This window comes from Isoptericola sp. NPDC055881 (genome assembly GCF_053615895.1).
In genome coordinates this window covers 48,906-60,545 of the sequence record NZ_JBSHCR010000022.1, presented here as the reverse complement: position 1 = coordinate 60,545, position 11,640 = coordinate 48,906, and the positions used below count along the sequence as shown (strand labels likewise).

7 protein-coding genes are annotated in these 11,640 nt (G+C 71.6%); 3 read left to right on the top strand and 4 right to left on the bottom strand.

Going from position 1 to position 11,640, the window contains the following annotated elements; all coding sequences use genetic code 11:
* Positions 1 to 77: 77 nt before the first annotated feature.
* Positions 78 to 1,964, bottom strand: coding sequence for an alkyl/aryl-sulfatase (locus ACWGKI_RS09075; protein WP_452186394.1), 1,887 nt, complete (start codon positions 1,962 to 1,964; stop codon positions 78 to 80).
* A 71-nt stretch (positions 1,965 to 2,035) separates the two neighbouring features.
* Positions 2,036 to 3,499, bottom strand: coding sequence for a DUF1254 domain-containing protein (locus ACWGKI_RS09070; RefSeq protein WP_452186392.1), 1,464 nt, complete (start codon positions 3,497 to 3,499; stop codon positions 2,036 to 2,038).
* 160 nt (positions 3,500 to 3,659) lie between these two features.
* Here ACWGKI_RS09070 and ACWGKI_RS09065 point away from each other — a divergent pair, with 160 nt between their 5' ends.
* Genes ACWGKI_RS09065 through ACWGKI_RS09055 form a run of 3 tightly spaced genes read left to right on the top strand, consistent with a single transcriptional unit; the run spans position 3,660 to position 8,484 of the window.
* A complete protein-coding gene (locus ACWGKI_RS09065) occupies positions 3,660 to 5,267 on the top strand; it encodes an MFS transporter (RefSeq protein ID WP_452186390.1) in 1,608 nt (535 codons plus the stop codon).
* Between the two features lie 23 nt (positions 5,268 to 5,290).
* A complete protein-coding gene (locus ACWGKI_RS09060; protein ID WP_452186388.1) occupies positions 5,291 to 6,916 on the top strand; it encodes an amidohydrolase in 1,626 nt (541 codons plus the stop codon).
* Positions 6,913 to 8,484, top strand: a complete 1,572-nt coding sequence (locus ACWGKI_RS09055; RefSeq protein WP_452186386.1) for an MFS transporter — start codon at positions 6,913 to 6,915, stop codon at positions 8,482 to 8,484. The genes ACWGKI_RS09060 and ACWGKI_RS09055 overlap by 4 nt, the downstream gene beginning before the upstream one ends.
* Before the next feature lie 457 nt (positions 8,485 to 8,941).
* On the opposite strand, the gene ACWGKI_RS09050 is transcribed toward ACWGKI_RS09055, so the two are convergent.
* Together ACWGKI_RS09050 and ACWGKI_RS09045 are read right to left on the bottom strand one after the other, a co-directional pair.
* A complete protein-coding gene (locus ACWGKI_RS09050) occupies positions 8,942 to 9,781 on the bottom strand; it encodes a bile acid:sodium symporter family protein (protein WP_452186384.1) in 840 nt (279 codons plus the stop codon).
* The gene (locus ACWGKI_RS09045) at positions 9,778 to 11,463 is read right to left on the bottom strand and encodes a SulP family inorganic anion transporter (RefSeq protein WP_452186382.1); all 1,686 of its coding nucleotides are present in this window, start codon (positions 11,461 to 11,463) and stop codon (positions 9,778 to 9,780) included. Before ACWGKI_RS09045 ends, ACWGKI_RS09050 begins: the two co-directional genes overlap by 4 nt.
* Between the last annotated feature and the right edge of the window lie 177 nt (positions 11,464 to 11,640).

Here is an 11,640-nt window from a genome sequence, read left to right as displayed (position 1 = left end):
GGCGCGCGTTCTGAGCGTTCAGAACGTGCGCAACCACCTGTTCGGCACGACGGCGACGCGTGGGCGGCGGACCGGGACTACGGCGTGACGATCGCGAAGTCCGGGTCGCCCGGGTCGAGGACGGCGGTCAGGCGCGCGAGGACGGACGCGTCGCCGGAGACCTCGATGCCCGCCGCGGTCAGGGCCTCGGGCGAACCGGCGGCGAGCGCGGGCAGCGTGGCGCGGGTCGCGGTGAGCGTCGCGTCGGCGTCACCCCGCTGCACGGCCGCGCTGTAGGTGAGGGCGCCGTTCGCGAGCGTCAGGCGGTAGCGCGTGCCCGCGTCGGTGAGCACGACGTCGACGGTGAGCCGCTCGTCCCACGCGCGGGGCCCGTCCACCTGGATGGCGATCGCGTCGAAGAGCATCTCCGGGGAGAGCTGGCCGACGATGTCGGGCGACGCCGTCTGCGTCGGGGTGCCGAAGTTGCCGCTGCGCAGCTCGGTGGCGCCGGACAGGTACACGGACCGCCAGGTGCCGTTCTCCGAGCCGTACCCGAGCTGCTCGAACGTGTCGGCGAGCAGCTCCTTCGCCGCGGCGTGGTCGGGCTGCGCGAACACGACGTGGCTCACCACCTCCGCCACCCAGCGGAAGTCGCCGCCGTCGAACGACGCGCGCGCCTTCTCCACCACGGCGTCGGCGCCGCCCATGAACTCGACGTACCGCTTGCCCTGCTCGACGGGCGGGTGCTGCCACAGGTGGGCGGGGTTGCCGTCGTACCAGCCCATGTAGCGCTGGTAGATCGCCTTGACGTTGTGGCTGACGGAGCCGTAGTAGCCGCGCGCGTGCCACGAGTTCTCGAGCGCCGGCGGCAGCTGCAGCTGCTCGGCGATCTCGGAGCCGACGAAGCCCTTGTTCAGCAGGCGCAGCGTCTGGTCGTGCAGGTAGGCGTAGAGGTCGCGCTGACCGGCGAGGAACTCCACGCCGCGCTCGCGGCCCCACGTGGGCCAGTGGTGCGACGCGAAGACTACTTCGAGGTCGCCGCCGAACAGGTCGATGGTCTCGGTGAGGTAGTTCGCCCAGGCGTGCGGGTCGCGCACGACGGCGCCGCGCAGCGTCAGCAGGTTGTGCAGCGTGTGGGTGGCGTCCTCGGCGGTGCACAGGGCGTGGCGGTCGGGGAAGTAGACCAGCATCTCGGCGGGCGCCTCGGTGCCGGGCGCCATCTGGAACACCATGCGGACGCCGTCGACCGTCTCCTCCTGCCCCGTCGTGGTGATCTCGACCGTGGGGTTGATCAGGGTGACGGTGCCGGTGGAGGTGGTCTGGCCGAGGCCGGCGCCGACCTGGCCCTGTGGGCCGCGGGCGAGCGCGGCCCCGTACATGTAGCCCGCGCGGCGGCCCATCGCGGTGCCGGCGTAGACGTTCTCGGCCACGGCGTGCTCGGTGAACTCGACGGGCGCGATGACGGGCACGCGGCCGGCGTCGACGTCCTCCTGCGTGGTGACGCCCTTGACGCCGCCGAAGTGGTCGACGTGGCAGTGGGTGTAGATGACGCCCGTGACCGGCCGGTCGCCGCGGTGCTCGCGGTACAGGGCGAGGGCGGCGGCCGCCGTCTCCGTGGCGATCAGCGGGTCGAGCACGATGACGCCCGTGTCGCCCTCGATGAAGGTCACGTTCGACAGGTCGAACCCGCGCACCTGGTAGATGCCCTCCACCACCTCGAACAGGCCCTGCTCCGCGACCAGCGTGGACTGGCGCCACAGGCTCGGGTTCACCGTGTCGGGCGCGTCGCCGGAGAGGAAGGAGTACGTGTCGTTGTCCCAGACGACGCGACCGTCCTCCGCGGTGATCGCGTTGGGGGTGCGGCGGCCGAGGAGGCCGCGCGTCGCGTCCTCGAAGTCCTGGCGGTCGGCGAAGGGCAGGCTGTCGAGGATCTGCTGCTGCTGGGCGGCGATCGAGGGCGTAGCTGGCTTCGGGGAGGTAGACATGGCGCCACGATGGCACCGCCGGACCACGAGCGCGCGCCGAGGCAGACCTGCTGCCCCGGCGCGCGGATGGGTCAGGCGTCGACCCGGACGAAGCCGCCGGTCTTGTAGCCGCGGTCGAAGAAGACCTCGGTGGGACCGTAGAAGCGGAACAGGCTGAACCAGCCGCGGCCGGGCACCGTCTTGAGCCAGTTCCCGGCGCCCTCGGGCTCGTCCGGCCCGATGATGAACGTGGTCGAGCCGTCCTCGTTGTGCACGAGGTCGTTCATGGAGTTCAGCGACGGATAGGTCTGCCCCACGGCGTCGACGCCCGCTGCGGTGTCGGCGTCGTAGAGGGTGATCGACCAGAACAGGCGCGCGGGCGGGTCGGCGGGCATGTCGAGGCGGTAGGTCCGCTCGCCGCGCAGGTACTCGCCGTCGGAGTCCTTGTACGCGCCGCCGTACTTCGCACCCAGGCCCGGCACGGAGGAGATCATGCCGGTGCTGATGGAGTAGTGGTTGACGAACATGTGCGCCTTGGCGTCCACGTGGGTGTGCCCGGTGTCGCGCCAGCGCCACTGCTCGTCGAGGAGCGTGTGCCAGAAGTCGTCCGTCTCGGTGAGCGCGTGCGCGGCCCACTGCCGGTCGGACCACCACAGGCCCTTGTTCTCCCGGTCGAAGTTGGCGGCGATGTTCTTGGCCATCTTCCAGCCGGTGACGGCGGCGGCCTCGAGGAGCTCGCGCTGGCGGGCCGTGGGTGCGAAGGTGTCGCCCTTGCGGATGCCGAGCGCGGCGAGCACCCCGTGCATGTACGGGTCGACGGCGTCCACGCGGTCGGACTGGATGAACTCGTCCAGCAGGTCGAAGTACGCGGCGCCACGGGGGAACAGGGCGTCGGCGGGGGTGTCGGAGACGTGCTCGAACCGCATCGGCTGCGCCTCGCCGTGCAGCGGGCGCACCGTGATGGCCTCGACGGACTGCACGCCCGGGCTCAGGTCCTCGTTGGAGGAGAAGAAGCCGCGCACGAAGATGAACACGCCGTCGGTGGGGCTGGTGAACACGAAGTGGCCCTCGGGGACCTCGCCGTCGTACCCCTCGGGCACGATGAGGTACGTGCCGCCCTCGCCGTGGTCCGGGCCGGGGATGCCGACGTCGCCCAGGTAGGTGCGGCCGTCGATCGTGGGGCCTGTCAGCGGGCGGTGCCAGAAGTCGTCGAGCAGGGCCTGCAGCTTCGGCGGGGCCTCGATGACCAGCGGGCCCGACTCGGCGAGGTTCGCGAACCCGAGCCCGTAGATGACGTCGGAGTTCGGCGTCGTGATGACGGTGTTCGGCTTGAGCCGCTGCTCCGTCACGGCCATGACGTTGTACCCGGTGCCGCCGCCGGCCTTGCCCATGCCGACCTTCATCGCGTACATGTTCACGGCCGGGAGCGCCCACAGGTAGGTCTGCGTGGCGCGCTGGAAGAACAGCTCGTCGTCGAGGGCGTCGCGCGTCTCGGTCGTCGGATAGCCGCCGTCGAAAGGCAGTGCAGCGAGCTCCTCGTACCGGTCGGTCGTCATGCGTCGTTCCTCTCCGCGGTTCGGGCTTTCCGCCGCGAGCCTAGGTTCGGCGCCGTCGGAGCGCCCGTCGAGTGGTGCGCCGTTCCGCGCGCGGATCGTCGTCGCCCTGCCTAGCGTGTGTCCCACCAGGTCAGATCGCTGCGCACCGAGAGGCACCGAGATGAGCACACAGGTCGCAGGGCACGCCAAGGGGACGACGGCGGCGCTGGTCGCGCTCACCGCGGCGTCCTGCCTGCAGGTGGTGGACCCGACCGCGAACAACATCGCGATCGTCGGCGCCAGCGTCGACCTCGACATGTCCAGCTCGGCGCGGGCGTTCGCGGCGAGCGTCGGCACCCTCGCGCTGGCCGCCTTCATCCTCACCACGGGCGCGCTGGGCGACCGGATCGGCCGCCGCAGGATCATGCTGCTCGGCCTCCTGACCGCGATCGCGGGCGGCATCATCACCGCGATCGCCCCCACGACGGCGATCTTCATGCTGGGGCGCGGGATCACCGGCATCGGGATCGCCGCCTCGTTCGGGCTGAGCTTCGCGCTGCTGCGCGAGGTGCTGCCCGACGCCATCCCGAAGGCCGTCGCGTTCTGGCTCGCCGGCCAGACCGCCGCGGCCCTCGTGCTCGGCGTGGTCGCCGGGTGGATGGCCGGGTTCGGCTGGCGCTTCGGCTACCTCACGATGCCGATCGTCGCCGTCGTCGCGTTCCTCATGTGCATGCGCGGGCTGCCCGAGGCGAAGGCCGACACGGTCGGCGCGTTCGACTACGTCGGGCTCGCCTCCATCGCGGTCTCGCTGATCGGCCTCATCTACGGCCTGTCGAACGCGGCCAGCTACGGCTGGGGCTCGGCCCAGGTGCTCGTCCCGGTGCTGGTCGGGCTCGTGTTCATGGCGGTCTTCATCTGGTGGGAAGGACGGATCCCGGCCCCGGCGTTCCCCGTCAAGCTGTTCAAGGACCCGGAGCTCGCCGGCTCGGTCGCCGTCGGCTTCTCGTTCAACATGTGGCAGGCCGTGGTGATGATCCAGCTGTCCATGCTGTGGCAGTACGTCTACCAGTACACGCCGCTGCAGGTGAGCCTCGGTCAGCTCCCCATGAGCCTCGCGATGGTCGTCGGCGCGGTGATCGCAGGACGGCTGCTGTCCCGGGGCATCCCCGCCTCGGCGAACCTCATCGTGGGCCACGTGCTGCTGATCGGCACGATGCTGCTGTTCGGGTTCTCGACCACCACGTCGCCGTACATCTTCTTCGCGATCCCGATGATCGTCGGCGGGTTCGCCCGCATGCTCAACGAGACGACCATGGGCCAGTTCTTCGTGGCCAAGCCGCCGCCCGCCCTGACGGGCGCGATGGCGTCGTCCAAGACGGCCATCGGGCAGACGAGCTTCGCCCTCGGCACCGCGCTGTCGTCCACGTTCCTGTTCGGCCAGTACGGCCGCGGCATCGCCGACGCCTTCGCCGCCGCCAACGTGGAACCGGCCCAGCAGGGCCAGTACACCGGCATGATCCAGCAGTACATCTCCGGCGGGGACCTGTCCGACTACGACCCCGCCGTCGTGCAGAAGGTGATCGACGAGGCGTCCGACGTCTTCCTGAGCTCGTTCAACGGGACGATGTTCATCATCGCGGGCTTCCTCACCTTCTTCGCCGTGATCAGCACGCTGTTCTTCGTGAAGGCGAACCGGGACCGCAAGGCCGGCCGCCTGGTCGACGGGCCCCTCACGCTCGACGGGCGCCCGGCGGCGCTCGCGGGCGGCGACGCCGGCCCCCAGAGCTGAGCCCGAGAAGGAACGAGGAAGCCATGACCGCGCCCGACCTGATCCTCACCCACGGCACCGTGATCACGGTGGACGACGTCGACACGATCGCCGAGGCGGTGGCCGTCACCTCCGGGACGATCACGGCCGTCGGGACCGCCGCCGAGGTCGAGGCCCTCGCGGGCCCCGGCACCGAGGTGGTCGACCTCGGGGGCAAGACCGTCGTCCCCGGCTTCGTTGACGCGCACAGCCACGTCTCGATGGGCGCCCCGTTCATCAAGCACGCCGCGCTCGCGGCCCCGCCCGTGGGCGACACCCGCACCGTCGACGACGTCCTGCGCAAGCTGCACGAGGCCAAGGACCGCAACCACCCCGGACCGGGGGAGTACATCATCGGGTGGGGGTACTACCCGGAGGCCATGGACGACGGCGGCGAGATCACGGCCGAGATCCTCGACCGGGAGTTCCCCGACCAGGCCGTCGTCATCGTGCACGTCTCCGCCCACGGCGGCGTCGTGAGCTCGAAGGTGCTCCAGGAGCTCGACCTCACCCCGGGGGTGCCCGACCCGGAGGGCGGCACGATCGGCCGGTACCCGGGCACCGACGTACCGAACGGCGTGCTGTGGGAGCAGGCGTGGATGGGCTTCGTGTTCGGCCTTCTCGACTACGGCCGCGAAGAGACCGACGCGATGCTCGCGGAGTACGCGCGCTGGGGCATGACGACCGTGCAGGACGGCGCGGCCACGCACGCGCAGGTCGAGAAGCTGCGCGCGTTCGCCGCGGAACGCCCCCTGTTGGTCGACGTGCGTTCCCTGGCGGCGTACCCCGAGCTCGACGCCGTGATCGAGTCCGGGCTGTTCGACACGACGGTCGGCGGGCACACGGTCCAGGGCGTGAAGCTCATCATCGACGGGTCCCCGCAGGGGCGTACCGCGTTCGTCACGGAGGAGTACCGCACGGGCGGGCCGGGCGGCGAGGAGCACTGGCACGGCCTCGCCAACATGGACCAGGACCAGACCGACGCCGTCGTCACCACGGCGTACCGCCACGGCGTCCAGGTGTTCGCGCACTGCAACGGCGACGCGGCCGTCGACCGGCTCCTGGACGCCCACCGGGCGGCGGTCGCGGCGGGCGCCACGCCCACCGGGCGCACCATCCCGATCCACTCGCAGGTCATGCGCCTGGAACAGCTCGACGACTACGTGGCCGCAGGGTTCGAGCCGTCGATGTTCACCGTGCACACCCTCCTGTTCGGCGACACCCACATCGCCAACTTCGGCGAGGAGCGGGCCTTCGGCATCTCGCCCATGCGCTCCGCGATCGACAGGGGGCTGCGGCCGACCAACCACTCCGACTACCCGGTGACGCCGATCAACCCGTTCCTGCTGCTGTGGAGCTCGGTGTCCCGCACCTCCACCGGCGGGGTCGTCCTCGGCGAGGACCAGCGCGTCACCCCGCTCGAAGGCCTGCGCGCCCTGACGATCAACGCCGCCTACGAGCACCGGACGGAGGGTGACCGCGGGTCGATCGAGGTGGGCAAGCTCGGGGACCTCGCCGTGCTCAGCGCCAACCCGCTGGAGGTCGCGGTGGACGAGATCCAGGACATCGTGGTGCTGCGGACGTTCAAGCGAGGCGTCACCGTGCACGACTCCTCGTCCGCCGCGTCATGAGCGGGTCCGCGCCGACGGGCACCGGGGGCGCGTCGGCGTCGACGCCCGCCTCCGTCGACGGCGTCGCGCGGCGCCCGGGACTGGCGATCCTCGCGCTGACGGTCGCGGGCGTGGCGCAGGCGGCCGACGTGTCCCTGCACAACACGGCGCTCGCGTCCGCCGCCGCAGAGTTCGGCATGTCGGCGACGCAGCGTTCCGTCGCCGCGTCCGCGGCGACGCTCGCCCTGGCGGCGTCGATCCTCACGATCGGCACGGTCGGCGACCGGTACGGGCGCCGGCTCACGCTCATGTGGTGCGCGGTCGCGCTCGTCGTCGGGGGGCTGGTCACGGCGGTCGCGCCGGGCTTCGAGCTCTACCTCACGGGCAGGGTGATCACCGGCGTCGGACTCGCCGGGACGCTCGCCCTGTCGATGGCGCTCATCCGGACCGTCGCGCCCGACCACATCCCGTCGGCGATGTCGCTCTACTTCACGGGACAGGTCGGGTTCACCCTGCCGCTCACGATCCTCGGTGGCTGGCTCATCGGGGAGAACTGGCGCCTGGGCTACCTGGTGGTCCCCGTCGTCGGCGCGACGGCGTTCGCGCTGAACAAGGTCTTCGTCCCCCGGTCGAAGGCGGTGCACCGCCGCAAGTCCGACCCCGTGGGCCTGGTGCTCGTCGCGCTGGCGCTGGTCGGCATCATCTGGGGCGTGAGCGGTGCCTCGGGCGGCTGGCTGACGGCGCGCGTGCTCGTGCCGCTCCTGGTCGGGGTGGTGTCGATGGTGGCGTTCCTGTGGTGGGAGTCCCACCATGACGAGCCGGCGCTGCCCGTGAAGCTCTTCAAGGACCGCAACCTGGCCGGCGCGCTCACCGCGGACATGTCCTTCAACATGTGGCAGGCCGTCATGGTGCTGCAGCTGTCGTTGCTGTGGCAGTACGTGTACTCCTACACGCCGCTCGAGGTCACGCTCGGCCAGCTGCCCGCCACGCTCGCCATGGTGCTCGGCGCCTTCGCGGCCGGGCGGCTCGCGGCGCGCGGGCGGCGTCCGCAGTCCCTGGTCCTCCTCGGCCTGGCGGGCGTGGCGCTCACGATGTTCCTGTTCACCCTGGGTGGGGCGTCGACCCCGTACTGGGTGTTCGGCGTCGCGCTGGTGATCGGCGGCTTCTCGCGCATGCTGACGGAGACGGCCGCCGGCGAGTTCTTCGTCGAGGTGCCGCCGCCCGACCTCGTGGGCGCGACCGTCGCGAGCAAGCCCGCCATCGGGCAGGCGTCGTTCGCCCTCGCGTCCGCGCTCAGCTCCACGCTGCTGTACGCCGGGATCGGCCGCGGCCTCGGGGACCGCCTGACCGAGCTGGGCCTCACGCCGGAGCAGCAGGGACAGGTGGTGGGGTGGTTCTCCGACGACGCCGTGCCCGCCTGGGCCCGCGGCTCCGACCTGTTCGACCAGGTCGTCGCCGCCTCGACCGACGCGTACGTCGGCGCCTACCGGACGACGACGCTGGTGTTCGCGATCCTCTTCACCGTGCTGTTCGGCATCGCCTGGCGCTTCCTGCGCCACGCGCCGTCGGAGAACGCTGCGGCGCGATAGCGCAAAGCGTCAACCCGCCCCGCTCGATGAGCTGCACTGCCTGCTCCGTACCCGTGGACCTCAGGACGGCGGTTATATAACTCCAAGTTGGGTGTCGGCAGAGTTATATAACTATGCATTCGCGGGTGCGCGTCTGCCCAGTTCCGCGGCGGTGAGCAGCAGGGACGCCACCATGACGTTCGCGCTGCGCGGTACCGAGCGAGGTGGCCGAGCGTTGCGCGCGGGGGTTCCGACCCAGACAGAGCGAACTCGCCCCACTCCTCCGCGGCTCCGCCCTCGGCTTCCGCAACGTCACCCCGCGCAGGTTCGACTCCTGCCACGTCAGCTGCTCGCTTCTTCTGGGGCCTTCCGAGAGTGAACGAGCTCGCTCTGTCCGGTCGGGACGCCGTGGGCCAGAGGGCGATGACCGCGGTGATCAGGGAGCGACCGAGTGCTCGGTCGGGCCCTCGCACTCCGCTCAGCGGTGCCTTCGGCCCAGCTCCGCCGCGACGAGCAGCAGCGCGGCGGTGAGCAGCAGGGACGCCACCATGACGGTCACCAGCACCTCCGGCGTGTCGACGAAGCTGGTCCCGGCGATGAGCAGGGCGGCGGACAGGTTGCGCTGCGCGGTCCCCAGCGAGGTGACCGAGCGCTGCGCGCGGCCGGAGCCGCCGAGCAGCCAGCCGACGACCAGGCACACCGCGGTGAACAGGAGGGTCGCGAGCAGCACCCCGGTACCCACCTGGTCCCAGATCTGGGGCAGCCCCACCAGCACCGCGGAGCCGATGCCGAGCGCGAGCGCCGTCGTCGACACCCGGTTGAGGATCGGCGCGAGCTTTGCGGACTCGGGGTAGCGGGCCCGCACGGCCAGCGCGACGGCGAGGGGCAGCAGCATGAGCAGGAGCAGCGGGCGGGCGATGTCCCAGGCGCTGACGGTGACGCCGTCGACCAGCAGCGGCAGCACGAGCGGCACGTACGCGACGGTGACGACCATGAGCAGCACCATGAGGCCCACGGAGTAGGGCACCTCGCCCTTGGCGAGCTGCGCCAGCTTGGGCAGGAAGGGTGCGCCGGCGGCGACACCGAGGAGCAGCAGGCCGAGGGACTGGGAGTCGCTGAGGCCGAACAGCGCGGCGATCGCCCAGGCGGCGGCGGGCGCGACGACGAAGCTGGTCACCAGGCCGAGGACCACGAGCTTGGCGTCCTTGAGCGGGGTGAGGATCTGCTGCACCGTCAACGACAGGCCGAGGCCGATCATCGACGCGAGCACGAAGACGAGGATCGCCACCTGGGCGATGGCGGTGAGGACGTCGGTCACGAGGGCTCCTGCTCGGTGGTCGGGTCTGTCGGGGTGCTCGGCGCGCGTGCGGTGCGGCGGCGCTCGGCCAGGTCGTAGGCCTCGCGGACGGAGCCGAGCAGCACGTCGGACTCGGGGACGACGGCGTCCTGCAGCCGCTGCGACACGCCGCCGGTGGCGAACCGGCCCGCCAGGGCGGCGGGGACGCCGCAGACGACGACCTCGACGCCGTGGTCGTGCCAGCGGTCCAGGAGGCGGTCGAGGGACTTGAGGAACGTCGTGGACGGGATGCCGGCCGAGCCGCGCAGCGAGATGACCAGGGCGGCGTCGCGGGTGCCGGCGGTGTGGGGCCACTCCTCCTCGAGGCGGTTCACCTCGGCGAAGAACCCGCTGCCCAGGTAGTGCAGCACGGTGGTGCGGCCGCTGGGCAGGACGGCGGGCGCGTCCTCGACGCGGAACTCGCCGTCCGTCGTCGGGACGAGCTCGACCAGCCGACCGCGCCGGGCGGACTGCACGGCGAACAGCACGATCGACAGCGCGGCGCCGAGGAAGATCGCCTGCTGCAGGGGGAGCTGCGTGGTGGCGGCGAAGGTCACGACGAGCGCGGCTGCGGAGAGCCACGAGGTGCGGAACACCAGCACGATGTCGGCCCAGCGCCCGACGACGAGCTCGCCGCCGATGACGAGCAGCAGCCCGCCGATCACGGCCATCGGGATCTCGCCGGCGAGCGGGCCGAGGAGCAGCACGAGGACGACGAGCCACAGCCCGGCGAAGATGCCGGCCCAGCGGGTCTGCGCGCCGCCGCTGGTCGCGACGCCGGTGCGCGACAGCGACCCGCCGGTGGGCAGCGCGCCGAAGAAGCCGCCGGCGACGTTGGCGAGGCCCTGGGCCGTGAAGTCCCTGGACACGTTCGTCCGCGTGCCGTCCGGGTTGGGCACGGCGGCGCCGATCCCGGCGGCCTGCGCGAGCGCGACGAGCGCGATGGCGAACGACCCGGTGGCGAGCGCGGGCAGCGCGCCGAGGTCGGGGAGCGTGAACGGGGGCAGCGACCGGGGGATGGCGGCGATGTCGGAGACCCGCTCGACCTCCGTGCCGAGGATCGCGACGACCACGGTCACGAGGACGAGGGCGAGGAGGGTCGCGGTCTTGCGCAGGCGTCGCACCGCGTGGAGCACCGCCCAGACGGCCACGGTGGCGGCGGCGACCAGCACGGTCGACAGGTCCCAGTCGCCCACGTGCACCAGGGCCTCGACGAGCTTGCCCACGGTGTTGTGCGCCTCGGGGACGTACCCGGTGGCGTCCTTGACCACCCCGGCGACGATCTGCACCGCGATCCCGGCCGTGAAGCCCGTCATCACCGCCGTCGAGACGAACGACATCACCGAGCCGAGCCGCAGCACGCCCAGCAGCGCCATCCACAGCCCGACCAGCAGCGTCATCGTGGCGACGGCGCCGACGTCGCCCGGGTCGAGCCCGGCGTCCGACAGGACGCTGCTCGCGGTGAAGGCGATCGCGCTGGTGAGGGTGGTGACCATGAGCACGGTGCGGGAGAAGATCGACCCGATCACCGTGGGCACGGCACCCGACCACAGGCCCAGCGGGGCGGCGAACCCCCCGACGGTCGCGTACGCCATGCCCTCCGGGATGGAGAAGAGGCCGGTCACGAAGCCGGAGACCACGTCGCGGGGGGTGGGTTTCGGCACATCCAGCACCCTGCACCACACCCTCGAGCAGCGCGACCGGGGGGCCGCAGGAAGGGTCGGGGGCATCGCCGAGCGCGGTTTCGAGCGACAACCGGGGTGTCACGTGCCAGGGTGAGGCTAGTTCCGGGGTGGCGCAGGTCACATCCGCGCGGGGCCCGGTGTCGGACGCCGAAGTGC

Coding starts and splice junctions, on each gene's coding strand:
- ACWGKI_RS09065 (WP_452186390.1), top strand. CDS start 3,660: ATGAGCACACAGGTCGCAGGGCACGCCAAGGGGACGACGGCGGCGCTG.
- ACWGKI_RS09075 (WP_452186394.1), bottom strand. CDS start 1,964: ATGTCTACCTCCCCGAAGCCAGCTACGCCCTCGATCGCCGCCCAGCAG.
- ACWGKI_RS09060 (WP_452186388.1), top strand. CDS start 5,291: ATGACCGCGCCCGACCTGATCCTCACCCACGGCACCGTGATCACGGTG.
- ACWGKI_RS09070 (WP_452186392.1), bottom strand. CDS start 3,499: ATGACGACCGACCGGTACGAGGAGCTCGCTGCACTGCCTTTCGACGGC.
- ACWGKI_RS09055 (WP_452186386.1), top strand. CDS start 6,913: ATGAGCGGGTCCGCGCCGACGGGCACCGGGGGCGCGTCGGCGTCGACG.